Below are 25,846 nucleotides of genomic sequence, written 5' to 3' on the forward strand. Positions count from 1 at the left end.
TTATTTATTAGATGAATAAATGAAAGTGGGGGAGAATATATGAAAGTGATTTTTCAAAGAGAAGACGGAGGGAAAGTTTTTGAATCGAATGATGAAAATATAAGTGATTTATTAGCTATATTAAAAGAAACGAAAGGGATTAAAATTGGGATGGTTGAGTATGAAGTGTTAAAATATGAAATAGAGTATTTTCGTCATCCGAAAAGAGGAGAAACGGAGAGAGAGTTACATATAACCATACATCCTAAATATATGTAATGAATGGTAGCGATATCAAACTATTATGAAAGCAAAGGAGTATTTGATATTGTAATATGATATGTACGAAAAGAGAGTGTGGAAATCGCCCTCTTTTCACAGAAAACCTATAAGGAATAAATTGAGTTACATTATAAATTTCTTAAATTTTGTGAGTTCGTTCATTATAATGTATGTTTGCGTTTAATAATGGTTCATGCAAAAAAATAAAGCTTTGTAGTGTAGGCAGGGATATTATATTCAATTAAAAAAATATAATATTGTAGTTTGTTGACGAATAATAAATGAAACTTTCATTTCAAAAAAAAGCTAGTCAAGATAAAAAATAAACTTGAATAACGTATTAGAAAAAACGATTTCACTTTATGTGAAATCGTTTTTTTATTCGCTATATGTATTTCAATGTGTAGAGAGTAAAAAGTTTGTTTTAAGGGAAAATAAACTATAGATAAAGTTCAATGTTTCAAATTACATTTTGTAAAAAAAATATACATATGCCTCTTCTCAAAAGAACGTAGGTTCGTGTATAAATAGAACAAATGTTCCTTGGAGTGTAGACATTATACAATTTAGAAATAAATACGAGCTTAGTAATTACTAAAAATGATGGAGTAACAGTATGTGTGAAATAGAGTGGATAAATGATCAAGGAGATAAAGAAATGAATCATGTAAAGAGGCAGAAAGAAGAAAGAGAGTGGGTTCCATTTACAGTAATGTCGGAACAATTGTTAAGTATGAGAAAGGTTATTGGTGAGAAATTAAAAGTGCAAAGGCCGATAGTAACAAATGAAGAAAAAGAAAGAATTTCTGATAAATTGCTAACGGCATTATTGTCTGAGCAAGAAATATTGGTGACATATTTTGAAGATGGCTACATACTTACAAGTTATATGACAGTCGTTCATATAGACCCGGTAAGGCAGATTATAATGTGCACAGACGCATTTTATAAAACTCACGTAATGAGTTTTATAGATGTAATTGAAATAATGTAATAGAAGCTGAACTTTAATATCCAGCTTCTATTATTTCTGATAGATGGAAGAAATAATGCGAAATAGCAGCTAGCTTCATGCTAACTGCTAAGCCCCAGGGAAAGGGAGAAAAAGATAGGGTACTCCAACATTCAATAATAGCTGTGAAACAGCCTGATTATAGTATAGACAAATTTAAAATTCCTATACAGAAAGATGAAAAATAGGGTTAGGCTGTACCCACTTGATTTTGATCTGCAAGGTCCGAATCAAACGTATTAGTCGCACTAACACCGTTAAAAGTATTAACAACAAAACCAACGTTTGATGCGCCAGATCCATTGTAAGCTTTCGTATTTTCTTTCGGAGAAACGTTGTAGAAATCACCTAAGTTAAATGATCCGTTACTATTTTGTACAACTAAATTCCCTACAACTGAGGGCATAATTTTCACCTGCTTTATAATGAATTGTTAACATTACTATATGGGAGTAAAGTCCAAATGGTTCATGTAACAAAAATTGTGGAATAGTAAAACGTTTCAAGCGTGGCTTTCAATAAAAGTGTGTTAAACTTAATATGAGTTGGATAATAAAAAAGAAATAATTTGTATAATTAATATATACGAAAACAAAGGAGGCAAAATGTTATGAATAACGTTATAAAAAAAGTAGATTTATCAGATGCAAAATCAAGTAATCTTGTTGCGCTTATTTATAGCAATGAAGTTATATTGATTGAAAACGCATTTTGTCCAAATGAAATAAAATTAAAGTTTAATGAGATTGCAATTTTATCTGCAATTAAAACAGCTCATATTGCAAAAGTGTCCATCAGAAAAGAACTTGAAGCGCTTTTTCATGATACAGGAGTATTACTGGTGAAACAAAGTGCTGAAGTTGGTAGCAGTCAATCTATAACAATGCATTTTGAGCAATTCAAAAAATTACAATATGAAATTGAGCTTTTAAATAAAAGTATGTAATCAGGCTAGTTGAAGATTTTTTCACAAAAGTGGACTGTGTTATGTTGAAAAGTGGATTGGAAATTATTTGGATGAATCGCACTATAAACATAAATATAGTTTTATGAAAATGCAGGGTAATGAGGATTTTCAAGCTGGTAAATTAGGTACAGTTTATATGTATCAATGTAAAAATGCGGGAAAGAAAAGTTGCAATTTAAAAATTAATAATGAAATAAACAACGAATTTTTAAATATGTAAACGGGAGTAACCATTATGGTTACTCTTTTGTTTATGTGTGCAATATTAAAAATACTTCTAAAGTATGAAGTGTTTTTAATACTTTAGTAAATAGATAAATGAAGGTTAAAGGAGTAAAATATGGTAAAGGGAGGCGAGGGATTGAAGCGAAATGACATTAGGAAACTCGTAATTATTACAGGAGTGACGCAAGGATTAGGACGCGCGATGGTTGATCGATTTCATGAATTGGGATGGAACATATGTGGATGTGGACGTTCAAAAGATAAAATTGAAGAACTAAAAAAACAATACGGTAATACACATGATTTTCAAATAATTGATGTTTCAGATTCGCAGCAAGTTAGTAGTTGGGCAAATGATACCCTTACTAAATATCGGGCTCCCGACTTGTTAATAAATAATGCATCAATTGTGAATCAAAATGCACCAATTTGGAAAGTTACCGCTGGGGAATTTGAAAATGTAATGAATGTAAACGTGAATGGTGTAGTAAATGTAATAAGAGCATTTGTCCCAGCAATGGTAGATAGAAAAGAAGGAATTATTATTAATATGAGTTCTAGTTGGGGAAGAGAAGCTGAGGCAGATCTTGCACCATACTGTGCCTCGAAGTTTGCAATTGAAGGTATCACGAAATCTATGGCACTGGAATTGCCTGATGGTGTGGCTGTAGTTGCTTTAGATCCTGGCGGTGGTATTAGCACTCCAATGCTGCATTCATGTGCACCACAGTATGTTAATGAATCACCCACACCTGAAATGTGGTCACATAATGCGATTCGATATATATTGAATATAACAATAGATAAAAATGGAGATTCATTGACATGCCCAGCATGTGTTTAAAAATAAGTATCTATTACTCAATGTAATTTCAGTGATATACGTTTTGGCTAAAAAAGTACCTTTAAGGTACTTTTTGTATTAGTAACACATTATAGAATGCACAAAATTACATATGGAAAATAAAATATTTGATTAAGAGTGACTTTTGGTTATTTCGAAAGCACGAGAAAATATCAAAATAGGTGATGAAAATGAATCCAAGCAGTTTAAAAGTGACAGGAGCATGGTATCAAGTAGGAGGAAATCTTACAGCTGCTATTGGAACGACAAGAGGATTTATTGGGGAAGAGAAAATTGAATCGGACCTTGTTATTATAGGAAGCTCATTACAAGCCTTCGGGTATATTTTACAAATTATAGCGAGTAATTATACCAAAGATGAAGATGAAGAAGTAGAAAATCGAAATATATGTTTGCAGAATGAAAGTGAAACACTGGATAAAATGGGAATTGAGTTATTGGCATTAGGGAATATATCAAATGTAATAGGAACATATTTTAATAAAAATGAACAATTAACAGAGAATGATTATCTTATCATTGTCGGGAACAGTTTACAATCGATTGGTGCTTTTTTAGGAGTAGAAGCAGCTTTGATTGAGATGAAAGTAATACAGCGAATCATTGTACTAGGCAATTCTATGCAAAGCTTAGGGGCCGGACTACAAGCGTATCAAGGCATAATTAATTTATCGAAGGATGAAGTAGAAAACGAAGATCGTATTCTTGATAAGAAGGATGAGAGGATAATAGCACTGATTGGTATTTGGATACAGGCAATAGGAACGGTAATTTCTGCGATTGGATTAACTGCAGTAGAGAAAGGGAAAAGTTTTGAAAATAATAAGGATTTTAAAATGCTCATTGAAAGAGCGGATGTAAAATGTAATTAAATAGGTAGGAAGAGTTTGGTCTAGTAGGTTTTTTTGCATATGGATAGAATATATATTATAGAAGAAATGTTATAATTGCTTAATTGAAATTTGTGTAACTTCAAAATCAAAGAGTGTGCTTGCATATGAAAAGAAGTGTTATAAAAAATCCAAAATAAGGAGTTTTCAAGAGATGATGTACTTATTGGCAATTCTACTTCCACCTGTAGCTGTATTATTTTGCGGAAAGCCATTTCAAGCAATAATTAATTTCATATTAACTTTAATATTTTGGGTTCCAGGCGTCATACACGCGATTTTAGTCGTACATGATAAAAAGGCGGATCGGCGAGTGAGAAAACAAATTCAAGCATATGATGAAATTAATAAGAGGAATAGAAGATAATTCGTCTGTGAAAATAGTATAAAAAGAAAGGGGGATTAACCTCCTTTCTTTTTATTTGGTGCTTAAGTTTAAATTTTAGTGTAGCGGAAAGAATTTTTAATGTAAGTTTTATGGTAATAACTTTTAGATTGTGCATTTAATAAACCATTGTAAATGCTTTCAGGTACATTAAAGAAATCATACATGCCATTTTTGAATTGGATTCGTAAAATCATAGAAAAGGGATTATAACCAACAGCAATCAAATTTTTTGATATAACAGGAGATAATTTCATAAGCATACAACTCCTTAATTTTATTTGTAAATTACTTTAGAAATGAGGATTAGGTTGTTGAAATATGAATATGTAAAGAAGCAGTAATACGGATAGCCAATATATTAAATCTTTGTTATACCTATTTATAAAGAAGTTCACACGAAGTTCATATCGATATGCTATTTTTATCTCACCTTTGATGAAATTAATAAGAAAATATTGACCATTTGAAAAAAAGGTATATTATTTATACGAGGTATTAAAATTTTATCTCTTCCATTTTATGCGTAATGGGGCAGCTTTATTTGAAGGAATAGAGGTAAAAAATAATTTGTTTAAGAGTATCTAAAATTTATAATCTGTGAATTAGGAAAATATTGAATGCTTCCGATGAACACACTTTCTAAATGTAAAGATATTTGGAAAGGTGGCCTCAATATTTTTAGTAAATCAACGGGAGAATTGAAAGGCAGGAGAAAGTAACATGTCAGAAAATTATCGTTCTCGAGAGGAGCGACGACAAGTTAAAAAGAAAAATCAGCCAGCTTCTAAAAAACAAAAACCAAAGGGTAAAACATCATTTTTCCGTAAGTTTTTAATTAGTTGTTTATTACTTGGTATTGTAGGTTTAGTGGCGGGGGTTGCTACCTTTTTTGTAATGATAAAGGATGCACCTAAACTTGAAAAAGCAAAACTTGTTAATCCGTTATCCTCAAAAATTTATGATAAAGATGGAAATTTGGTATATGAATACGGAAAAGAAAAGCGAACCAACGTTACGTATGATCAAATTCCTAAATTAGTAGAAAATGCTTTTTTAGCTGCGGAAGATGCACGTTTTTATGAGCATAGTGGTGTGGATTTCAAAGGTACTGCTCGTGCAGTTTTAGTTAGTTTAAAAGGAGATTACGGTTCGCAAGGCGGAAGTACAATAACGCAGCAAGTTATTAAAAACTACTTCTTATCAATGGATAAAACACCAAAGCGTAAGGCGCAAGAAGTGTATTTAGCTTATAAGCTAGAACAACAGTATTCAAAACATGAAATATTAGAGATGTACTTAAACAAAATTAATTTAGGAAACCGCTCATACGGAATCGCAACAGCAGCACAAAACTACTATAATAAAGAATTAAAAGACTTAACATTACCAGAAGTTGCGATGCTTGCAGGTTTACCGAAAGCACCAAATAATTACGACCCGTCGAAACCACAAAATATTCAAAAGGCAACAGAAAGAAGAAATGTTGTACTAAAGTTAATGAATCGACATGGTTATATTACAAAAGCAGAAATGGAAGAAGCGTCGAAAGTACCAGTGGACAAAGGTGTTCAAAAGGCAGCTGAATTACAAGCGATGCCACATCCTGCATTTATGGATGCAGTTGTGAAAGAAGTTGAAAAAGAATTACCTGATGCTAATATTGGTTCTGATGGTTTAGAAATTTATACAACATTAGACAAAAAGGCACAAACATTGGCTGATAATATTTTAAATACAAATATTATTGATTATCCAAATGAGAAATTCCAAGGGGCTTTCACATTTATGGATACGAAAACAGGTGAAGTACGTGCTATAGGTAGTGGGCGTGGTGAAAATAAGGCTGTATTTAAAGGTCATAATATGGCAACTGAATTAGATCGCTCAGCAGGTTCAACAATGAAACCGATCTTTGATTATGCTCCTGCAATTGAATATTTAAAATGGGCTACTTATCATCAAGTCGATGACTCGCCATTTAAGTATACTGGTGGTCAAGATGTCAGAAACTCAGATAGAGGGTATTTAGGACAAATTACAATGCGTGAAGCATTAAAATTATCACGTAATGTTCCAGCTATTAAAACTGCAAAAGAAGTAGGAATAACTAAATCAAAAGCTTTCTCTGAAAAGTTAGGTATTACATTTAATGCACCACCGACAGAATCAACAGCGATTGGTACAAATGAAGTATCGCCAACTGAGATGGCAGGTGCGTATGCTGCATTTGGTAATGACGGTAAATATACGAAGCCGCATTTTGTTAAAAAAGTGGTTTATCCAGATGGTAAATCGAAAAGTTTTGAGCAAAAGTCAAAACGAGTGATGGAAGATTATACAGCTTATATGATTACAGATATGCTTCGTTCCGTCGTAACATCTGGTACTGGTACAGCTGCTAATATAAGTTCTTTAGATGTAGCTGGTAAAACAGGAACAACGAACTATTCTTCGGAAAAAGCAGCGCAATATAAATTACCAGACAGTGCGACTCGTGATAGCTGGTTTGCAGGATATACACCGCAGTATACGATGGCAGTATGGACTGGTTATATGAAAGATAGTAAAGACGATTATATTAGTAGTAAAAATACGAAAATTGCACAGTTGATCTTTAAAGAAATGATGAGCGAGATGGCTACTGATAAATCACAATTTAAGATGCCAAGTAGTGTTGTGAAAGAAGGTAATGAATTACGTATAAAAGGTGAGAAACGTGATTCTTCACCAAATACGAGCGTACCGAATACAACTGAACAGCCGAAACAAGATCAGCAGCAAAAAACTGAAGAAGAGAAAAAGCAAGAAGAACTTAAGAAACAGGAAGAATTAAAGAAACAAGAAGAACAAAAGAAACAAGATGACCTTAAGAAGCAACAAGAAGAACAAAAGAAACAAGATGACCTTAAGAAGCAAGAAGAACAAAAGAAAGAAAATGAACAAAATAATGGAAATGGTCAAGGAAATACAACGCCTCCAAACAACGGAGGAGGCGGGAACACAACGCCGCCGAACAACGGAGGAGGCGGGAACACAACGCCGCCGAATAACGGAGGGGGCGGGAACACAACGCCGCCGAATAACGGGGGAGGCGGGAACACAACACCGCCGAATAACGGGGGAGGTCAAGGGAATCCAACCCCACCAGTGACAACTCCACCGAATAATGGGGGGAATGCAGGAGAAGTCCCTGCTAATACTGGCCAATAAGAAAAGTTAATAAAAAGCAATTAAAAAGGTCGAATTTCTTACATAAGGAATTCGACTTTTTTATGTTGAAAAGGGATTGGAAGTAAATATAGGAGCTATGCAATGATGCTATTTAAATGTTAAACGTACCATAGAAATTTTGAAAATAAATGGATGGAAAATGATAAAAGACTTGAGTCGGGGGTAATGGAACATAACTGGGGTTATAAAAGGTAGTGCTACTTGGGTGTGTACCGTGATGCCAAAATGAGGGAGTAACTTGACCGGGAACTTGATATTGTTGCCAAGTTGCGGGAAGTTCAATGCCAACATCAGAGCTAGCTGTATGGACGGCGGGCACATGTATTCCGGGAGTTGAAGGAACCACGGCAGTTACTCTTGATAATACCCACATAAAAATAATCACTCCTAAGTTGAGATAATAAAATAGTATATTCTCTTAACACGTATAAAGGTACAAATACATAGGACTTTCGGTTAAAGCATACGTACAAAGTCGTACGACCAATCAATGCTGAGAGTGGACTATTTAATATGAAAAGATACGTCTTTTTGCTGAGGGAAAAGAGACAGAGAAAATGTACAATGGGAGTGTTAATCGTAAATTTCACGTGTTTATGGGGTGTTTTTATGGAACGATTATGGACGAAGTCATTTATTCAAATGTCTTTCGCGATGTTATTTTTATTTACAGGGTTTTATTTACTTGTTCCAACGCTTCCTCTATTCATTAAAGAGATTGGTGGAAATGAATCACAAGTTGGATTGATGATGGGAATGTTTACAATAGCTGCTGTTGTAATACGACCGATTATTGGAGGTATGTTAGATCAATATGGTAGAAGGTCTTTTATTATTTTCGGACTCATCCTTTTTGGGCTAACGATGTATTCCTATAATTTAGCATCGACTATAGTCCTTTTAGCAGTTTTACGCGTTATTCACGGAGTGACATGGGCCGTTTCTACAACAGCTGTTGGAACTGCGATAACTGATATTATTCCAGATTCACGCCGTGGAGAAGGTATGGGCTGGTACGGGATGGCTATGACAATTGCAATGGCAATCGGACCGATGATTGGATTATGGGTAGTACAATATTATTCATTTCATGGTCTATTCCTTTTAGCAACTCTTTTATCTTTCATGGCAGTTATATTATCGTTAATAACGAAAATGTCATTCACGCCACAAAAGGAAAAAGGGAAAATTCAACTATTTGAAAAATCCGTTTTATCAATTACGGTTGTTGTTTTCTTTTTATCATTTGCATATGGTGGCATTACAACGTTTTTACCGTTATTCGCTTCTTCAATTAATGTGAATCCTGGGATGTTCTTTCTTGTATATGCAATTGCATTAACAATTGTAAGACCGATTTCAGGTAAATTATTAGATAAATATGGAGAAGTATTCATCATACTTCCAGCACTATGTATTACTATTTTAGCTATAGTTGTATTAACGATGGCAAATGGTTTGACGGGCATCATTATTGCAGCGACATTATACGGTGTGGGATTTGGCTCAGCACAGCCAGCTTTACAAGCGGCGATGCTTACAATTGTTGATCCTAGTAAAAGAGGAGTTGCTAACGCTTCGTTTTTTACAGCATTTGATTTAGGTATCGGATTAGGTGCAATTTTACTTGGATTTGTGTCACAAATTTTTGGCTATCGTATTTTATTTACAGCAAGCTCTGTTTCAGCTGTAATAGCTTTACTTGTTTTTGGTATGTTTGTAAGACAAAAGTTAAGTGAAAAAGAATTAAGCCGAGAGGGATAAAATTGAATATTATCGTTGAAAACGAAGCTGTAAAATGGTTTAAAGAAGAATTATGAATCAATCGCAATGAATGTATTCGATTTGTCATAAGATATGGTGGAAACAGTTCAATTCAGCCCGGATATTCTTTAGGGATTGTTTCTGAGAAACCAGATGGGGAAATAGTGTCAGTGAAGAAAGATGGTATTCTATTTTTGTAGATTTTGATGATCTTTGGTACTTTCAAAACTATGATTTAGTTGTAAGTTATCATAAAGAAACAGAAGAAATTTAATTTAATTATGTAAAATAATAACTTTATTAAAAATGAATAAGTTTTATATAAGAATTATATTTAGAGGATAGTGAAATAAATATCATATAGAAACGAGCTGTACATGTGTGCAACTCGTTTTTTCTATTTTGTAATAAAATTCGGAAAAAAGATATGTTTGATGGGATTATATGGTTTATCTCTATATTTTGTTTTAAAAAGAAATGTAAAGAAGTCTGTCCTTTCTTTGAAAAATATGAAAATTATTTTCAAAAAATTGTATTGTTACATCAATAAAAGTATAGGAAACTTATCATTATAAAATAAATTGAAATCTTCTAAAAACTCTGATACATTGAAATAGAAATGTAGTTCTAAAGTATTGTAAAGGCTTACAGTTATGTGCACGAAGATCTATTAGGATTGGAGGAAATAATAATGAAAGCTGAAGAAAAATTTTCCCCGGGATTAGATGGTGTAGTAGCAGCGGAGACGAAAATCTCGTTTCTTGACACAGTAAAAGGTGAAATTGTAATTCAAGGGTATGATTTAATCGAACTCTCAAAAACAAAAGAGTATTTAGACATTGTGCACCTTTTATTAGAAGAACATCTACCGAATGAGGATGAAAAAGAAACACTTGAAAAGAAATTAAAAGAAGAATATGCAGTGCCAGAAGGGGTATTCAACGTTCTAAAGGCGTTGCCTAAAGAAACGCATCCTATGGATGGCTTGCGTACAGGTGTGTCTGCATTAGCTGGTTATGATAATGATATTGAAAATCGCTCGTTAGAAGTAAACAAAGATCGAGGTTATAAGCTTTTAAGTAAAGTACCAAATATTGTAGCAAATAGCTATCATATTTTAAATAATGAGGAGCCAATTGAGCCTCTTCAGGAATTGTCATATAGTGCGAATTTCTTCTATATGTTAACTGGTAAGAAACCGACTGAACTTGAGGAGAAGATCTTTGATCGTTCCCTTGTTTTATATAGTGAACATGAAATGCCAAACTCTACATTTACAGCGCGTGTAATTGCGTCAACACAATCAGATTTATACGGTGCTCTAACTGGTGCGGTTGCATCTTTAAAGGGAAGCTTACACGGCGGTGCGAATGAAGCTGTTATGTACATGCTTTTAGAGGCTGGCAATGTTGAGAAGTTTGAAGAGTTATTACAGAAAAAACTATATAACAAAGAAAAAATTATGGGCTTTGGACACCGTGTTTATATGAAGAAAATGGATCCAAGAGCACTTATGATGAAGGAAGCTTTAAAACAGCTATGTGATGTAAAAGGTGATTATACACTATATGAAATGTGTGAAGCTGGAGAGAAAATCATGGAGAAGGAAAAAGGCATTTATCCGAATCTTGATTATTATGCAGCACCTGTATATTGGATGCTTGGTATCCCAATTCAACTGTACACACCAATCTTCTTTAGCTCTAGAACAGTAGGACTATGTGCGCACGTTATTGAGCAACATGCAAATAATCGCTTGTTCCGTCCACGTGTAAATTATGTTGGCGAGCGACATGTACTTAGTAAATAAGAACAACTGGGGAGTTGTTAGCGCCGCCCGCCAGATGGGTGTTTGACAGACACCCATCATTAATAATAACGAATTTTCGACAGAAAGGGAAGAATAGCATGATTAAAACAAATGAAATTAAACAAAAAGATGCATTATTAGAAGAAATTACGGATTATGTATTAAATAAAGAGGTTACTAGTGCAGAAGCATTTAGTACTGCTCGCTACGTATTATTAGATACACTTGGATGCGGAATTTTAGCACTGCAATATCCAGAGTGTACGAAATTATTAGGTCCAGTTGTACCAGGAACGGTTGTGCCAAACGGTACACGTGTACCAGGAACGTCTTATGTACTAGATCCAGTAAAAGGTGCATTCAATATTGGATGTATGATCCGTTGGTTAGACTATAACGATACTTGGCTTGCAGCAGAATGGGGACATCCATCTGATAACTTAGGCGGAATTTTAGCAGTTGCAGATTATATTAGCCGTGTTCGTATTTCAGAAGGAAAAGAACCATTAAAAGTACATGAAGTGCTAGAAATGATGATTAAAGCACATGAAATTCAAGGTGTACTTGCTTTAGAAAACAGCTTAAACCGCGTTGGTCTTGACCACGTATTATATGTAAAAGTAGCAACAACTGCAGTAGTTGCGAAAATGCTTGGTGGAACACGTGAAGAAATCTTTAATGCATTATCACATGCGTGGATTGATAACTCTAGTCTTCGTACATATCGACATGCTCCAAATACTGGATCACGTAAATCATGGGCAGCAGGTGATGCGACGAGTCGCGGTGTTCATCTTGCAATGACTGCTCTAAAAGGTGAAATGGGTTATCCAACAGCATTATCTGCGCCAGGATGGGGATTCCAAGATGTATTATTTAACAAACAAGAATTAAAATTAGCTAGACCACTAGAGTCTTATGTAATGGAAAATGTATTATTTAAAGTATCATATCCAGCAGAATTCCATGCACAAACAGCTGCAGAATGTGCAGTGAAATTACATCCGGAAATTAAAGAAAGATTAGATGAAATTGATCGTATTACAATTACAACTCATGAATCAGCAATTCGTATTATCGATAAAGAAGGTCCATTAAATAACCCAGCTGATCGTGATCATTGTTTACAATACATTACGGCAATTGGTTTATTAAAAGGAGATATCGTAGCGGACGATTATGAGGATGTAGTAGCAAATGATCCACGTGTAGATGAATTACGTAATAAGATGGTTGTTGTTGAAAACAAACAGTACAGTTTAGATTATCTTGACCCGAACAAGCGCTCAATCGCCAACGCTGTTCAAGTTCATTTTAAAGATGGTACTGTAACAGAAAACGTGGAATGTGAATACCCACTTGGTCACCGTTTCCGTAGAGACGAAGCGATTCCAAAAGTTGTTCAAAAATTCACTGCAAATATGGCAGGTCATTATTCTAGTAAGCAACAAGAACAAATTCATGAAGTTTGTTTAAATGAAGAAAAACTAGAAAATATGAATGTAAACGAATTTGTAGATCTATTCTTAATTTAATAATAGGGGGAATTTAGAATGGCTTGGGTTGTGAATAAACAGTCAACACAAGAGGAGCTTGCGAATGGCTTCCGAGCTTTAGTAGAAGCAAATGAAATTTTGCAAATTCCAGGTGCTCATGATGCAATGGCCGCTCTTGTTGCAAAAAATACAGGTTTTTCAGCTCTTTATTTATCGGGAGCTGCTTACACTGCAAGTAAAGGTCTGCCAGATTTAGGTATCGTGACATCTACTGAAGTAGCTGAAAGAGCAAGAGATCTAGTTAGAGCTACAGATTTACCAGTTCTTGTTGATATTGATACAGGATTTGGTGGAGTACTAAACGTAGCGAGAACAGCTGTAGAAATGGTAGAGGCAAAAGTAGCGGCTGTTCAAATTGAAGATCAACAATTACCGAAGAAATGTGGACATTTAAATGGTAAGAAACTTGTTACGACAGAAGAATTAGTTCAAAAAATTAAAGCGATTAAAGAAGTTGCGCCAAGCTTATATATTGTTGCACGCACAGATGCTCGCGGTGTAGAAGGACTAGATGCTGCGATTGAAAGAGCGAATGCATATGTTAAAGCAGGTGCAGACGCAATTTTCCCAGAAGCGCTTCAATCGGAAGAAGAATTCCGTTTATTTACTAGCAAAGTGAATGCACCTTTACTAGCAAATATGACTGAGTTTGGGAAAACACCATATTATAGTGCTGAGGAATTTGCGAATATGGGCTTCCAAATGGTGATTTATCCAGTAACGTCGCTTCGAGTTGCTGCAAAAGCATATGAGAATGTATTCACGCTAATTAAAGAGACTGGTTCTCAAAAAGATGCACTTTCAAATATGCAAACGAGAAGCGAGCTATATGAGACAATTTCATATCATGACTTTGAAGAATTAGATACTGGGATTGCAAAAACAGTATTATCAGAAGATCAATAGATAAAACAACTAGGGCGATGAGAATACATCTTTGGCAAAATGAACTGCTTGATGTGAAAATTCATCGCCTTTTGTTTTCAATAATAAGATATTCCACTCATCGTAGACGAGCATACGCAAAAAGCAATGAAGGTCGAAATGATAGGGGGATTCAGATGGAGAAAACGAAGTTACCTTGGGATGAATTTTTTTCAATCAATAAAGATGTGAACAATACTTTCTTTACACCAGAAGATTTTTCAGGGGATGAAGACTTAATCGCAAAAACGACAGAACAATTCGTTAAACAGGAAATTGTTCCACAAATTGAAAACATTGAAAAACATAACTATAAAGTTTCTCGTCAATTATTTGAGAAAGCTGGGGAACTTGGATTATTAGGCATTGAGGTACCAGAAGATTATGGCGGGTTCGAGTTAGGAAAGGCTGTCTCAGGTCTTGTAGCAGAGAAGATGGGTTACGCTGGTGCATTTAGCGTTTCTTTTAATATACACGCTGGTGTCGGTACATTGCCTTACATATATTACGGAACGAAAGAACAGAAAGAAAAATATTTACCAAAAATCGCATCGGGAGAATGGATTGGGGCTTATGCTCTAACTGAGCCAAATGCTGGTTCTGATGCATTAAGTGCAAAAACAAGCGCAATTTTGAATGAAGAGGGTACAGCTTGGAAGTTGAATGGTGAGAAGCAGTGGATTACAAATGCTCATATGGCAGATGTATACGTTGTTTTTGCGAAGACAAATAAAGGAATGACAGCGTTTATTGTCGAAAGAACATGTGAAGGTGTATCTATTGGATTAGAAGAAAAGAAAATGGGGATTAAAGGTTCTTCAACAGCGACGCTTATTTTAGAAGATGTAGTTATCCCTGCTGAAAATGTGTTAGGGGAAGTTGGGAAAGGGCATCACGTAGCCCTTAATATTCTTAACTTTGCTAGACTAAAACTTGCTTTTGGAAATATTGGAACAGCAAAACAAGCAATTGGTTTGTCAGTTCAATATGGAAAAGAGCGAAAACAGTTCCAAACGGAATTAGTAGACTTTACGATGATACAAGAGAAAATTGCAAATATGATCATTACAACATATGGAGCAGAAAGTGCAGCTTATCGTACAGCAGGTGTAATTGATGACGCAATTCATGAGAGTGATGAGGACCTTATGAAAAAAATGTCCCAATTTGCAATTGAATGTGCACTGAATAAAGTGAACGCTTCTGAAATACTTGCTTATATCGTAGATGAAGCTGTACAAATTCATGGCGGTTACGGTTATATGCAAGAATACGAAGTAGAACGATTATATCGTGATGCTAGAATTAGTCGTATTTTTGAAGGAACAAATGAAATTAATAGATTAACAGTTGCCAAAATGTTAATGAAGCAAATCGAACAAATAGAAGCTACTGAAGTAGAAATTGATATAGCAACTGTAGAAAGAAACCATCGTTACATTTTATTAGCGAAAAAATTGTTGAAACAATCTTTGAAAACGCTCTCTAAAACTCCAGGATTAAAAATTGATCAAGAGCAAGAATATTCACGTGTAGTATCAAATATGTTGGCGGACGTGTACGTCATGGAATCAGCATTTTTACGTACGAGTAAAGCAATTAATAAAAATGGTGAAGAAAAAGAGCGTACAAAACAAATGATAACGGATGTTATTTGTGAGGAAGGCTATCGTAAAGTAGAAGAAGCGGCGATTTCTATACTTTCAGCGGCTGTCACAGAAGAACAAGATAGACACGTAATGTTAGCTGAAATCCGTCAATTATTAGTGCCTTTATACACGAACGTATTTACGAAAAAGAGAGAAATTGCGAAAGCTATTATAAATCGTGGGAAATATATTGTGTAAATAGGAGGAAAGCGATATGAAAAAGATTGGTTTTATCGGTTTAGGTAACATGGGCCTTCCGATGTCTAAAAATTTAGTTAAATCAAGTTACACAGTATATGGTGTGGACTTAAATAAAGAGGCTGAAGCTTCCTTTGAAAAAGAAGGAGGAATTATCGGCTTATCAATCTCAAAATTAGCAGAGACATGCGATGTGATTTTTACAAGTTTACCTTCACCTCGTGCTGTTGAAGCAGTATATTTTGGGGAAGAAGGATTATTTGAAAATAGCCACTCGAATGTCGTATTAATTGATACAAGTACTGTATCTCCACAATTAAACAAACAGTTAGAGGAGTCGGCGAAAGAAAAGAAAGTAGACTTTTTAGCCGCACCAGTTAGCGGTGGGGTAATTGGTGCAGAAAATCGTACATTAACGTTTATGGTAGGTGGATCAAAAGACGTATATGATAAAACTGAATCTATCATGGAAGTGTTAGGAGCAAATATTTTCCACGTAAGCGAGCAAATTGATAGTGGTACGACTGTTAAATTAATTAACAATCTATTAATTGGTTTCTATACAGCTGGTGTGAGTGAAGCTTTAACATTAGCGAAAAAGAGTAATATGGATTTAGATAAAATGTTTGATATTTTAAATGTAAGTTACGGTCAAAGTAGAATTTATGAGCGCAATTATAAAAGTTTCATTGCAGCAGAAAACTATGAGCCAGGATTTACTGTAAATCTATTAAAAAAAGATTTAGGCTTTGCAGTTGATTTAGCTAAGGAAAGTGAACTTCACTTACCTGTAAGTGAAATGTTATTAAATGTATATGAAGAAGCGAGTGAGGCAGGATATGGTGAAAACGATATGGCTGCTTTATATAAGAAAGTTAGCGAACAATTAATTTCTAATCAAAAATAAATCATAAAAAGGAGAGAATACAATGATTACAACTGAAATTAAACGAGTAAAAAATCATATTAATGGCGAGTGGGTAGAATCTACTGGTACAGAAGTAGAAGCGGTTCCGAATCCAGCGACTGGAAAAATCATTGCTTACGTTCCACTTTCTCCAAAAGAAGACGTTGAAAAGGCTGTTGAAGCGGCAAAAGCGGCATTTGAAACATGGTCTAAAGTACCTGTTCCGAATCGTTCAAGAAATCTATATAAATATTTACAGCTATTACAAGAAAATAAAGATGAGCTTGCAAAAATCATTACGTTAGAAAATGGTAAAACGCTAACAGATGCAACAGGTGAAGTACAACGTGGTATTGAAGCGGTAGAACTTGCAACATCAGCTCCAAATTTAATGATGGGACAAGCTCTTCCTAATATCGCAAGCGGAATTGATGGATCGATCTGGCGCTATCCAATTGGAGTTGTTGCGGGTATTACACCGTTTAACTTCCCAATGATGATTCCATTATGGATGTTCCCACTTGCAATTGCTTGCGGTAATACGTTCGTATTAAAAACATCTGAGAGAACGCCACTTTTAGCAGAGCGACTTGTAGAGTTATTCTATGAAGCTGGTTTTCCAAAAGGGGTATTAAATTTAGTACAAGGCGGAAAAGATGTTGTAAATAGCATTTTAGAAAATAAAGATATTCAAGCTGTTTCGTTCGTTGGTTCTGAGCCGGTAGCTCGTTACGTATATGAAACAGGTACGAAACATGGAAAACGTGTACAAGCGTTAGCAGGTGCGAAAAACCATGCGATTGTAATGCCAGATTGCAATCTTGAAAAAACGGTACAAGGTGTAATTGGATCTGCCTTCGCAAGTAGTGGAGAGCGCTGCATGGCATGTTCAGTAGTAGCAGTAGTAGATGAAATTGCTGATGAATTTATCGACGTACTAGTAGCAGAGACGAAAAAACTAAAAGTAGGTGACGGTTTCAACGAAGATAATTACGTTGGACCATTAATCCGTGAATCGCATAAAGAGCGTGTTTTAGGCTATATTAATAGCGGTGTAGGAGATGGAGCAACTTTATTAGTAGATGGTCGTAAAATTAATGAAGAAGTTGGAGAAGGTTACTTCGTTGGAGCAACAATCTTTGATGGCGTAAACCAAGAAATGAAAATTTGGCAAGATGAAATTTTCGCTCCAGTATTAAGTATTGTGAGAGTGAAAGATTTAGAAGAAGGTATTAAATTAACAAATCAATCTAAATTTGCAAATGGCGCGGTTATTTACACTTCAAATGGTAAACATGCACAAACGTTCCGTGATAATATCGATGCTGGTATGATCGGTGTAAACGTAAACGTTCCAGCACCAATGGCATTCTTCGCATTTGCAGGAAATAAAGCTTCCTTCTTTGGTGATTTAGGTACAAATGGTACAGATGGTGTTCAATTCTATACACGTAAAAAGGTTGTAACGGAGCGCTGGTTTTAATATAGAGTGAACAGCCAAATCAGTTGTTAAATGAAAACCACCACTATTAATAGTGGTGGTTTTCGTCTTGTTAATTATTTTTTTCAAAAGCTAGTTTAATACCAAAACCAATTAAGACGATTCCTGTTAAGCCTTGAATATAACGTTGCGTCTTCGGTTTCTTCATAAAAGCACTAATTTTATCAATTAAAAATATATAAAAGGCAAACCAAATGATTGTTAAAACGAGATAAGTAAGACCCATTACGAGAAGCTGAATAAATGTATTATGACTTGGATTTAAAAATTGTGGTAAAAAAGTTAAAAAGAAGACTGCAATTTTAGGGTTTAATAAATTCGTAAGAAACCCTTGGCGAAAACAAGAAGTATGTTCTTTATCATTATTTATAGATACATCATTTGTATTTACACCTTCTTTGTTTTTCACTGCTAATAGGGCTTTAATACCAATATAGATTAAATAAAGGGCCCCAACATATTTGAAAATAGAAAATAAAAGAGCTGACTTTACAATAAGTGCGGAAAGACCAATTACAGCAGCTAAAGTATGAATCAAAAGTGCAACACATGTACCGAATACTGTTTTAACACCGCCCATTTTACCAGCAACTAATGTGTTTTTCGTAGCCATCGCTGTATCAGGTCCAGGTAAAATGATTAGACAAATAGACATAATGATGAAAAGAAGATAATTTTCTATCATATTCGTCCTCCTTCTTTATTTTTAGAATATTTGATTAAAATTAGTGTAGCACAAAATTTAATTTAATAAAATTAAATTTTGTTAAAAAATATTAAATAAGAAGAGGCTATATTCGTAGTGATGAATACACTACAAATATAGCCTCACTGTTAGGCATTAAGTAAGTTAAAGAAACGATTTACGTCGTCTTCTGAAACATCGCTTACCTGTTTATATTTATAATTCGGATTTTGGTCTTTATCAACGACAACGGAGCGTACGCCCTCGAAGAAATCTTCATGTCTCATGAAATTTTTAGCAAGTATAAGATCTGTAGCGAAACATTCTTCAACAGATTTCCCTTTGCCATCTAATAGTTGTTTTAAAGTTACTTTTAATGAAATTGGAGATTTTGATAATAATATTTGTTTCGTTTGTAAAGCGAATTCGCTATCTCCTTTTTCTAATGAGTCGATAATTTCTTCAATCGTTTCTAAGGCAAAGTGTGTATTAATTTCCTCTAATGAAGCAGCAAGTTTGCTTTCTAAGTCAGGAGTAGATGTAAAGGTTTGAAGAACTGCTTTTAAATGAGTATGTACACCTTCAGTATGCCAATTTACGTTGTCAAGTTCGGCTAGAAAAGCTGGTAATGAATCAGACGTCATAAAGTAATCAGCAGCATGAATAAATAATACGTCAGAAGCTTTTAAAATAGATGCTGTTAAAGCAACGTAATATCCTGTATATCCAGGTGCTTTATTTAAGAAATATGCGGCGCCGACGTCTGGAAAGAAGCCGATGTTCATCTCAGGCATCGCCCATTTTGTGCGCTCCGTCACAATACGATACTTCGCACCATTTGTAAGTCCGACACCACCACCCATTACAATTCCATCTAAACAAGCGATAATCGGTTTTTTATATTGATAAATATATGTATCAATTTCATACTCTTCTTCAAAAAAACGTTCTGCATGCTGTAAAGCAACTTCGTTTGAACGTGCTTCGTAAAGAGTTTTAATGTCACCGCCTGCGCAAAAACCTTTCGTTCCGGCTCCCTTTAATACGATAATTGCAATGCGCTCATCGTTCTCCCATTCTTTAAGTTTTTGCCCAATTGGTTGTAACATATCATAAGATAAAGAGTTAAGTGCTTTTGGGCGGTTTAAAGTAATTGATGCAACGCCGTTTTCACTAACAGAAAATAAAACGTTTTCAGTCATGATTCATCCTCCCTTATATATCTTCTTATTCTTAATTCTTGATACGTATTGAAATGTCCTGTATAAATTCTGTCTAAAGTTGACGGTAAGTGTTATTTTATTCCGCTATTTGTGGATAAGAAGGCCCACACCTTGAAATTCGACGCATACGAGAAAGTTAGGTAGAAGAGAATGGCTGTTAAAAGTTTGATAGGTACGAGCGAGAGGCAGTGGGAGTTTTGTTCATACCTATTAATTCATGCTTCACTTTATTCAACGCATATTTTGCCGAGTTATCTTTGCAGGATTTTGAATGTTGAAGATGAATAATACATTATTAATGTAAGTGATATTATTTGAAATTATTATGGCAAAAGCGCTATTATAAATGTGTAAAATGTAAAAAATTTCTTGAAAACAGAATGGTTTAAATGATAATGAGTGTTTACATGGAATTAGAAATAGAGAAAGGAGAAATCGGAATGCCAGGACCTTTATTATTGTCGGTTATTATCTTGTCATCATTAATGATAGGGATTACTCAGTTTTTTCATCATACAGATACGACAGAAGAAGTAAAGGATAAAGTTCGTCTCGTATTTCCGATTTTTATCGTATCTATTTCCTTATGTTTTCTATTAAATAAAGATGGGTATATTGTGGTGGTTTTTTCATTTTTCGTAGCGAGCGTTTTAATAACGATTTTATATTATGTAATGAAAGATTATATGCAAAAATAAAAATGTCTATTTAGACATTTTTATTTTTGCATAACATTAAATTTCACATACCGTAATTTTAATGAAAACATAAAACATATAGCAACAGAAAAGTGTGTACTTTACCGTGTATGTACTTGTCAATCTTGCATAGCCACTATACTATTAAAATGTAGAGATTATAAGAAGGGGTTGTATCTATTATGAAATTTGAGATGCACACAAAAATAGTTTCAAATGAAAAAGAAGTAAGATTACATATGGAAGAAAACATATTTCAATTAAACTTGAATGGTTTTCATTTATTTGCAGTTCAAGAAATATTACCTTTATATAAATCAAATGAAGAAAGAATTGGTAGTGCGATTATACAAAAGTTAGAGTGGGAGAACGGAAAAACTACAGTAAACTATCAACTCGTATCACTAAACTCAGTAAATTAAAAGGAGAAGGAAATTATGAAGTTATTTCATACAGCGGATTGGCATTTAGGCAAGCTTGTTCATGGCGTGTATATGACTGAAGATCAAAAGATTGTATTAGATCAGTTTGTACAAGCTATTGAAGAAGAAAAACCAGATGCCGTAATTATTGCAGGGGACTTATATGACCGAGCAATTCCACCTACGGAAGCAGTAGACTTATTAAATGATGTATTACAAAAAATAGTGATTGATTTACAAACACCAGTTATCGCAGTTGCAGGAAACCATGATAGTCCAGATCGTATACATTTCGGTAGTAGTTTAATGAAGAAACAAGGATTATTTATTGTGGGGCAATTTCAATTTCCATATGAACCCATTGTATTAAATGATGAATATGGCGAGGTTCACTTCCATCTAGTTCCCTATGCGGATCCAAGCATAGTTAGACATGTATTGAAAAACGAAGACGTCCGATCTCATGATGATGCGATGCGTATTTTTATGAATGAACTTTCTGAAACGATGGATAAAGAAGCAAGACATGTATTTGTAGGTCATGCATTTGTAACTTCTGCGGGAGAAGCGGAGGAGAATACAAGTGATGCAGAACGTCCGCTTTCAATTGGTGGTGCTGAATACGTAAATAGTCATTATTTTGATAAATTTCATTACACAGCGCTTGGACATTTACATCAAGCGCATTTCGTACGTAATGAGACAATTCGATATTCAGGTTCGCCACTTGCATATTCTATTTCTGAAGAAAAACATAAAAAAGGATATTATATCGTGGAACTGGACGAAAAGGGTGAAACAACAATTGAAAAAAGATTACTTACACCACGTCGTAAAATGCGAACAGTAGAAGCGATAATAGATGAATTATTACAACATCCGGTAAGTGAAGATTACGTGTTTGTAAAACTATTAGATGAAAATCCTGTTTTGCAGCCAATGGAAAAAATACGCTCTGTATATCCAAATGCAATGCATGTTGAAAGGTCTATTCAAAGGCGAGAGTTCACAGAGTCAAATGAAGTAACTGTTTCAAGACATAAAACGGATGATGTATCTCTTTTAAAAGCTTTTTATAAAGAAATGAAAGGCTTAGATTTATCAGAAGAGAAAGAACGTCTATTTGTAGAAGTATTACAAACAGTGCAAGAACGGGAAGGTGAACGAGGATGAGACCGATTCAGCTAATTATGACAGCATTTGGGCCATATAAACAGACAGAAGTAATCAATTTTGATGATCTTGGAGAGCATCGCATCTTCGCCATTTCTGGAAATACGGGAGCTGGAAAAACAACGATTTTTGATGCGATTTGTTACGTATTATATGGTGAAGCTAGTGGGGAAGAACGTAGTGATACGAGCATGCTTCGAAGTCAGTTTGCTGATGATGATGTTTATACAAGTGTAGAACTAACTTTTCAGTTAAAAGGGAAGCGCTATGAAATAAAACGGCAACTTGGCCATAAAAAACAAGGGAATAAGACGATTACAGGACATGCAGTAGAATTATATGACGTTATGGATGGAGAAAAAATTCCAGCTGTTGATCGTTTTCATGTAACAGATGTAAACAAAAAAGTGGAAGATTTAATTGGGTTAAGTAAACATCAATTTAGTCAAATTGTTATGTTACCACAAGGAGAATTCCGAAAACTATTAACATCTGAGACAGAAAACAAAGAAGAGATTTTACGTCGTATTTTTAAAACAGATCGTTATAAATTAATGCGTGAATTACTTGATCAAAAACGAAAACAATGGAAAGACGTTCTGCAAGAAAAACAAAAAGAGCGAGAGTTACATTTCCGCAATGTATTTAAACTACCAATTCGAGATGGAGCATTATTAGAGACATTAGTGGAACAAGAACATGTAAATACGCATCAAGTAGTAGAGGCGTTAGAGCAAGAAACAACGGCATATAAGACAGAGGTTGCGCAATTACAACTAGAACAAGATGCTCGAACAAAGCAATTAAAAGAAGCTGAAACACGTTTTCATGCAGCAAAATCTGTAAATGAGAAATTTACAGATTTACAACAAAAGAATGAAAGATACAACACTTTACAAGAAAACCGTGCAGTCATTGAAAGGAAAGAAACATCTTTTAGACGTGCGGAACAAGCAAAGCATTTATTACCATTTGAGCAATGGCACGAGGAAGCAATGCAAAATGAACAGAAGGCTGAAAGTTTATTAAAGCAGATTATCGTAAAAAAAGAGAATATAATAACCAGTTTTACACTTGCACAGCAGAAATACGAAGTAGAAAAAAATAAAGAACTTGAACGAGAAGATGCTAAAAAACTTGTTCAAAGATTAGAAGAATTACAATCAATTATTGCATCATTAGCTGAAAAAAAGTTGAATTTACAAAATGCTGAAATTCAACTAGGAAAATTAAAAGAAAGTATGCAAAAGCTCGATCAACTACTAGAAGAGCATACAAATCAAAAACAGAGAATGTCTGGTGAATTACAGCAATTAGAACAAGCACTTGAGCAGTATGTAGCGAAAGTAGAAGAACTAACGAACATGCGAGAAGATGCAAAAGTTTTAAAGCAAGCATATGACGTTTGGCAAGAGAAACAAAAATTCGAGCAAGAAAAAGAAGCAGCATATACTAAGATGCAAGAGGCAGTTCGTGCATATGAAAATATGGAACGCCGCTGGCTAAGCGAACAAGCAGGCATATTAGCACTTCATTTACATGATGGTGAATCTTGTCCAGTTTGTGGTAGTACGAATCATCCGAAAAAAGCGACAGAGCAAAGTAATGCGATCGATGAAAAAGAGTTAAACGATTTAAGAGACAAGAAAAATGTTGCTGAAAAATTACATGTTCAAGTAGAGGAGAAATGGAATTTCTATCGACTACAATATGAACAGGTGATCGAAGAAGTCATGAAACGAGGGTATCACTCAGATGAATTAGTTGAAACGTATAGTGCACTCGTTCAAAAAGGAAAACAATTAGCGGCAGAAGTTAATACGTTAAAAGAAAGCGAAGAAACGCGTAAGCAAATTGCTGTGAATATAAAAAGTGTAGAAGAAAAAGTAGATGAACTTCAGAAACAAAAGCGTGAAGTAGAAACATTGCAGCACCGTACAGAAATGGAGTGCATGCAACTTCGTACGTCATATGAACATGATAAGCAAAATATTCCAGATAACTTACAAACAGTACAAGCTTGGAAAGCACAGTTTGACCAAGCAATGCAACAACTTAGGTTAATGGAAGACGAATGGAAGAAAGTGCAAGAAGCATATCAACATTGGCAAAATGAAAATATACGTATTCAAGCAGAACATGAAGGTGCATCTAATCAATTTGAAAGTGCAAAATTGAAGAAAGAAGAGACTCTCGCGCGCTTTATGAAAGAACTAGAGCAGAGGGGATTTATAGATCAGCTAACGTATAAAGAAGCTAAGTTAAATGATGCTGAGATGGAGATGTTACAAAAAGAAATTCAAAGTTACTATTCATCTCTTGAAGTACTTGCAAAACAAATTGAAGAGTTACATGCTGAATTAAAAGATAAAGAGTTTATGGATATTACATCGTTAGGTGAGCATATAAAAGAATTAGAAATCAATCTCGATATAAGTAAAGAAAAACGACAACGTGCGCAAAACGCTGTAACATATATTTCTGATTTACATGAAAGTATTAGACGTATTGATGAACAAATTCATGAGGAAGAAAAAGCTTTCCAAGAACTAGTTGATTTATATGAAGTAATGAAAGGCGATAACGAAAGTCGCATATCATTCGAGCGTTACATCTTAATTGAGTATTTAGAACAAATTGTTCAAATTGCAAACGAACGATTACGAAAATTATCAAATGGGCAATTTTATTTAAAAAGAAGTGAGCGAGTTGAAAAAAGAAACCGTCAAAGTGGATTAGGTTTAGATGTGTACGATGCATACACCGGCCAAACACGTGATGTGAAAACATTATCTGGCGGTGAGAAGTTTAACGCATCGCTTTGCTTGGCGCTTGGAATGGCAGACGTCATTCAAGCGTATGAAGGTGGTATTTCCATTGAAACGATGTTTATCGATGAAGGTTTCGGTTCATTAGATGAGGAATCATTAACGAAAGCAGTAGACGCTTTAATTGACTTACAAAAATCAGGCCGATTTATCGGTGTCATTTCACACGTTCAAGAGCTGAAAAACGCAATGCCGGCTGTATTAGAAGTAACGAAGCAGAAGGATGGTTGTAGTCAGACTCGGTTTGTGGTGAAGTAAGTTCAATTTTAGTTCATACTAAAAGATTTAATCACGATTTTCTCGAATTGTTACATAATTTTATTATGTAAGTAATGGTTTATATTTTAAAATGTTTTATTTACATTTGAATTTAAATAAAAGTATGTAAGCTGGTTCTAATCGTTATTAAATGTAGCACTTATGAAAAATCAAAGGCCGTCTCTTTTTTAGAGGCGGCCTTTGTATGTTTGTTATTCAAAATTTGATAACTCACCTATGAATTATCAGAAGAAGGCGGTGTATTTTCCAAACGATTATAAGCTTTAAAAGCTACGATTGCCGATATAACACCACCTACTAAAAATAGAGTTGATCCACCAACTAAAATGATACGACTGACATATGTCTCACGTGCTTCTTCAATTTCTTCTTGTAACATTGTAGGCATAT

At 34.5% G+C, this 25,846-nt stretch carries 24 protein-coding genes and 1 pseudogene; 19 read left to right on the forward strand and 6 right to left on the reverse strand.

What is annotated here, in order from left to right; genetic code table 11:
- Window positions 1–39: 39 nt before the first annotated feature.
- Together JDS81_RS12945 and JDS81_RS12950 are read left to right on the forward strand one after the other, a co-directional pair.
- Entirely contained in the window at window positions 40–258 is a 219-nt protein-coding gene (locus tag JDS81_RS12945; protein ID WP_000864289.1) for a hypothetical protein, read from the forward strand.
- Between the two features lie 661 nt (window positions 259–919).
- Window positions 920–1,255, forward strand: a complete 336-nt coding sequence (locus tag JDS81_RS12950) for a YolD-like family protein (RefSeq protein ID WP_097953506.1) — start codon at window positions 920–922, stop codon at window positions 1,253–1,255.
- A 208-nt stretch (window positions 1,256–1,463) separates the two neighbouring features.
- On the opposite strand, the gene gerPF is transcribed toward JDS81_RS12950, so the two are convergent.
- Window positions 1,464–1,679: a spore germination protein GerPF gene (gene gerPF, locus JDS81_RS12955; protein WP_001141565.1), complete on the reverse strand. Its 216-nt coding sequence runs from the start codon at window positions 1,677–1,679 to the stop codon at window positions 1,464–1,466.
- Window positions 1,680–1,883: 204 nt separating this feature from the next.
- On the opposite strand from gerPF, the gene JDS81_RS12960 reads away from it, so the two are divergent.
- From JDS81_RS12960 to JDS81_RS12975, 4 genes are all read left to right on the forward strand, one after another.
- The gene (locus tag JDS81_RS12960; protein WP_001066863.1) at window positions 1,884–2,219 is read left to right on the forward strand and encodes a hypothetical protein; all 336 of its coding nucleotides are present in this window, start codon (window positions 1,884–1,886) and stop codon (window positions 2,217–2,219) included.
- 361 nt (window positions 2,220–2,580) lie between these two features.
- Window positions 2,581–3,309, forward strand: a complete 729-nt coding sequence (locus tag JDS81_RS12965) for an SDR family oxidoreductase (RefSeq protein WP_016108331.1) — start codon at window positions 2,581–2,583, stop codon at window positions 3,307–3,309.
- Between the two features lie 191 nt (window positions 3,310–3,500).
- Window positions 3,501–4,202: a DUF6944 family repetitive protein gene (locus JDS81_RS12970; protein ID WP_097953449.1), complete on the forward strand. Its 702-nt coding sequence runs from the start codon at window positions 3,501–3,503 to the stop codon at window positions 4,200–4,202.
- A 172-nt stretch (window positions 4,203–4,374) separates the two neighbouring features.
- A complete protein-coding gene (locus tag JDS81_RS12975; RefSeq protein WP_000990226.1) occupies window positions 4,375–4,587 on the forward strand; it encodes a YqaE/Pmp3 family membrane protein in 213 nt (70 codons plus the stop codon).
- Window positions 4,588–4,655: 68 nt separating this feature from the next.
- Here JDS81_RS12975 and JDS81_RS12980 read toward each other — a convergent pair whose 3' ends face one another.
- On the reverse strand, window positions 4,656–4,862 hold the full coding sequence (locus JDS81_RS12980; RefSeq protein ID WP_000777816.1) for a KTSC domain-containing protein: 207 nt from the start codon (window positions 4,860–4,862) through the stop codon (window positions 4,656–4,658).
- 466 nt (window positions 4,863–5,328) lie between these two features.
- On the opposite strand from JDS81_RS12980, the gene JDS81_RS12985 reads away from it, so the two are divergent.
- A complete protein-coding gene (locus JDS81_RS12985; RefSeq protein WP_097953448.1) occupies window positions 5,329–7,818 on the forward strand; it encodes a transglycosylase domain-containing protein in 2,490 nt (829 codons plus the stop codon).
- Between the two features lie 112 nt (window positions 7,819–7,930).
- Here the strand turns inward: JDS81_RS12985 and JDS81_RS12990 are convergent, their stop codons facing one another.
- Window positions 7,931–8,212: a hypothetical protein gene (locus tag JDS81_RS12990; RefSeq protein WP_000270098.1), complete on the reverse strand. Its 282-nt coding sequence runs from the start codon at window positions 8,210–8,212 to the stop codon at window positions 7,931–7,933.
- Window positions 8,213–8,448: 236 nt separating this feature from the next.
- Here JDS81_RS12990 and JDS81_RS12995 point away from each other — a divergent pair, with 236 nt between their 5' ends.
- The 8 genes and pseudogenes from JDS81_RS12995 to JDS81_RS13030 all read left to right on the forward strand — a co-directional run bounded on the left by JDS81_RS12995 (window position 8,449) and on the right by JDS81_RS13030 (window position 18,130).
- Window positions 8,449–9,603 (forward strand): MFS transporter, encoded by a 1,155-nt coding sequence (locus JDS81_RS12995; protein ID WP_000440643.1) that lies wholly within the window; start codon window positions 8,449–8,451, stop codon window positions 9,601–9,603.
- 56 nt (window positions 9,604–9,659) lie between these two features.
- A pseudogene (locus tag JDS81_RS13000) lies at window positions 9,660–9,877 on the forward strand (HesB/YadR/YfhF family protein).
- 417 nt (window positions 9,878–10,294) lie between these two features.
- The gene (gene mmgD, locus JDS81_RS13005) at window positions 10,295–11,413 is read left to right on the forward strand and encodes a citrate synthase (RefSeq protein ID WP_000642649.1); all 1,119 of its coding nucleotides are present in this window, start codon (window positions 10,295–10,297) and stop codon (window positions 11,411–11,413) included.
- Window positions 11,414–11,511: 98 nt separating this feature from the next.
- A complete protein-coding gene (gene prpD, locus JDS81_RS13010; RefSeq protein WP_097953447.1) occupies window positions 11,512–12,948 on the forward strand; it encodes a 2-methylcitrate dehydratase in 1,437 nt (478 codons plus the stop codon).
- Between the two features lie 18 nt (window positions 12,949–12,966).
- Window positions 12,967–13,875 carry a methylisocitrate lyase gene (gene prpB, locus JDS81_RS13015; protein WP_000312644.1) on the forward strand — a complete coding sequence of 303 codons (909 nt, stop codon included), beginning with the start codon at window positions 12,967–12,969 and terminating at the stop codon, window positions 13,873–13,875.
- A gap of 155 nt (window positions 13,876–14,030) precedes the next feature.
- The gene (locus JDS81_RS13020; RefSeq protein WP_097953446.1) at window positions 14,031–15,740 is read left to right on the forward strand and encodes an acyl-CoA dehydrogenase family protein; all 1,710 of its coding nucleotides are present in this window, start codon (window positions 14,031–14,033) and stop codon (window positions 15,738–15,740) included.
- Between the two features lie 16 nt (window positions 15,741–15,756).
- Window positions 15,757–16,647, forward strand: coding sequence for an NAD(P)-dependent oxidoreductase (locus JDS81_RS13025; RefSeq protein WP_000719423.1), 891 nt, complete (start codon window positions 15,757–15,759; stop codon window positions 16,645–16,647).
- 22 nt (window positions 16,648–16,669) lie between these two features.
- Window positions 16,670–18,130, forward strand: a complete 1,461-nt coding sequence (locus tag JDS81_RS13030) for a CoA-acylating methylmalonate-semialdehyde dehydrogenase (RefSeq protein ID WP_097953445.1) — start codon at window positions 16,670–16,672, stop codon at window positions 18,128–18,130.
- Between the two features lie 70 nt (window positions 18,131–18,200).
- Here JDS81_RS13030 and JDS81_RS13035 read toward each other — a convergent pair whose 3' ends face one another.
- Together JDS81_RS13035 and JDS81_RS13040 are read right to left on the reverse strand one after the other, a co-directional pair.
- The gene (locus JDS81_RS13035; RefSeq protein WP_000572350.1) at window positions 18,201–18,833 is read right to left on the reverse strand and encodes a LysE family translocator; all 633 of its coding nucleotides are present in this window, start codon (window positions 18,831–18,833) and stop codon (window positions 18,201–18,203) included.
- Between the two features lie 149 nt (window positions 18,834–18,982).
- Entirely contained in the window at window positions 18,983–20,035 is a 1,053-nt protein-coding gene (locus JDS81_RS13040) for an enoyl-CoA hydratase/isomerase family protein (RefSeq protein ID WP_097881196.1), read from the reverse strand.
- Between the two features lie 461 nt (window positions 20,036–20,496).
- On the opposite strand from JDS81_RS13040, the gene JDS81_RS13045 reads away from it, so the two are divergent.
- The 4 genes from JDS81_RS13045 to JDS81_RS13060 all read left to right on the forward strand — a co-directional run bounded on the left by JDS81_RS13045 (window position 20,497) and on the right by JDS81_RS13060 (window position 25,435).
- Complete coding sequence (locus tag JDS81_RS13045) at window positions 20,497–20,754, forward strand: hypothetical protein (RefSeq protein ID WP_002093761.1); 258 nt, start codon at window positions 20,497–20,499, stop codon at window positions 20,752–20,754.
- A gap of 182 nt (window positions 20,755–20,936) precedes the next feature.
- Window positions 20,937–21,176, forward strand: coding sequence for a DUF2584 family protein (locus tag JDS81_RS13050; RefSeq protein ID WP_097881199.1), 240 nt, complete (start codon window positions 20,937–20,939; stop codon window positions 21,174–21,176).
- Between the two features lie 15 nt (window positions 21,177–21,191).
- Window positions 21,192–22,349: an exonuclease SbcCD subunit D gene (locus tag JDS81_RS13055; protein WP_097953444.1), complete on the forward strand. Its 1,158-nt coding sequence runs from the start codon at window positions 21,192–21,194 to the stop codon at window positions 22,347–22,349.
- Window positions 22,346–25,435 (forward strand): AAA family ATPase, encoded by a 3,090-nt coding sequence (locus JDS81_RS13060; RefSeq protein ID WP_097953443.1) that lies wholly within the window; start codon window positions 22,346–22,348, stop codon window positions 25,433–25,435. The genes JDS81_RS13055 and JDS81_RS13060 overlap by 4 nt, the downstream gene beginning before the upstream one ends.
- 235 nt (window positions 25,436–25,670) lie before the next feature.
- On the opposite strand, the gene JDS81_RS13065 is transcribed toward JDS81_RS13060, so the two are convergent.
- Window positions 25,671–25,844 carry a hypothetical protein gene (locus tag JDS81_RS13065; protein ID WP_001142745.1) on the reverse strand — a complete coding sequence of 58 codons (174 nt, stop codon included), beginning with the start codon at window positions 25,842–25,844 and terminating at the stop codon, window positions 25,671–25,673.
- Window positions 25,845–25,846 lie beyond the last annotated feature (2 nt).

It is taken from the genome of Bacillus cereus group sp. N31, assembly GCF_016483245.1.
Lineage (GTDB): Bacteria > Bacillota > Bacilli > Bacillales > Bacillaceae_G > Bacillus_A > Bacillus_A toyonensis.

Excerpts from the sequence above, each read along its gene's own strand:
- JDS81_RS12945 (WP_000864289.1), top strand. The coding sequence starts at position 40 with ATGAAAGTGATTTTTCAAAGAGAAGACGGAGGGAAAGTTTTTGAATCG.
- JDS81_RS12950 (WP_097953506.1), top strand. The coding sequence starts at position 920 with ATGAATCATGTAAAGAGGCAGAAAGAAGAAAGAGAGTGGGTTCCATTT.
- gerPF (WP_001141565.1), bottom strand. The coding sequence starts at position 1,679 with ATGCCCTCAGTTGTAGGGAATTTAGTTGTACAAAATAGTAACGGATCA.
- JDS81_RS12960 (WP_001066863.1), top strand. The coding sequence starts at position 1,884 with ATGAATAACGTTATAAAAAAAGTAGATTTATCAGATGCAAAATCAAGT.
- JDS81_RS12965 (WP_016108331.1), top strand. The coding sequence starts at position 2,581 with ATGGTAAAGGGAGGCGAGGGATTGAAGCGAAATGACATTAGGAAACTC.
- JDS81_RS12970 (WP_097953449.1), top strand. The coding sequence starts at position 3,501 with ATGAATCCAAGCAGTTTAAAAGTGACAGGAGCATGGTATCAAGTAGGA.
- JDS81_RS12975 (WP_000990226.1), top strand. The coding sequence starts at position 4,375 with ATGATGTACTTATTGGCAATTCTACTTCCACCTGTAGCTGTATTATTT.
- JDS81_RS12980 (WP_000777816.1), bottom strand. The coding sequence starts at position 4,862 with ATGAAATTATCTCCTGTTATATCAAAAAATTTGATTGCTGTTGGTTAT.
- JDS81_RS12985 (WP_097953448.1), top strand. The coding sequence starts at position 5,329 with ATGTCAGAAAATTATCGTTCTCGAGAGGAGCGACGACAAGTTAAAAAG.
- JDS81_RS12990 (WP_000270098.1), bottom strand. The coding sequence starts at position 8,212 with ATGTGGGTATTATCAAGAGTAACTGCCGTGGTTCCTTCAACTCCCGGA.
- JDS81_RS12995 (WP_000440643.1), top strand. The coding sequence starts at position 8,449 with ATGGAACGATTATGGACGAAGTCATTTATTCAAATGTCTTTCGCGATG.
- mmgD (WP_000642649.1), top strand. The coding sequence starts at position 10,295 with ATGAAAGCTGAAGAAAAATTTTCCCCGGGATTAGATGGTGTAGTAGCA.
- prpD (WP_097953447.1), top strand. The coding sequence starts at position 11,512 with ATGATTAAAACAAATGAAATTAAACAAAAAGATGCATTATTAGAAGAA.
- prpB (WP_000312644.1), top strand. The coding sequence starts at position 12,967 with ATGGCTTGGGTTGTGAATAAACAGTCAACACAAGAGGAGCTTGCGAAT.
- JDS81_RS13020 (WP_097953446.1), top strand. The coding sequence starts at position 14,031 with ATGGAGAAAACGAAGTTACCTTGGGATGAATTTTTTTCAATCAATAAA.
- JDS81_RS13025 (WP_000719423.1), top strand. The coding sequence starts at position 15,757 with ATGAAAAAGATTGGTTTTATCGGTTTAGGTAACATGGGCCTTCCGATG.
- JDS81_RS13030 (WP_097953445.1), top strand. The coding sequence starts at position 16,670 with ATGATTACAACTGAAATTAAACGAGTAAAAAATCATATTAATGGCGAG.
- JDS81_RS13035 (WP_000572350.1), bottom strand. The coding sequence starts at position 18,833 with ATGATAGAAAATTATCTTCTTTTCATCATTATGTCTATTTGTCTAATC.
- JDS81_RS13040 (WP_097881196.1), bottom strand. The coding sequence starts at position 20,035 with ATGACTGAAAACGTTTTATTTTCTGTTAGTGAAAACGGCGTTGCATCA.
- JDS81_RS13045 (WP_002093761.1), top strand. The coding sequence starts at position 20,497 with ATGCCAGGACCTTTATTATTGTCGGTTATTATCTTGTCATCATTAATG.
- JDS81_RS13050 (WP_097881199.1), top strand. The coding sequence starts at position 20,937 with ATGAAATTTGAGATGCACACAAAAATAGTTTCAAATGAAAAAGAAGTA.
- JDS81_RS13055 (WP_097953444.1), top strand. The coding sequence starts at position 21,192 with ATGAAGTTATTTCATACAGCGGATTGGCATTTAGGCAAGCTTGTTCAT.
- JDS81_RS13060 (WP_097953443.1), top strand. The coding sequence starts at position 22,346 with ATGAGACCGATTCAGCTAATTATGACAGCATTTGGGCCATATAAACAG.
- JDS81_RS13065 (WP_001142745.1), bottom strand. The coding sequence starts at position 25,844 with ATGCCTACAATGTTACAAGAAGAAATTGAAGAAGCACGTGAGACATAT.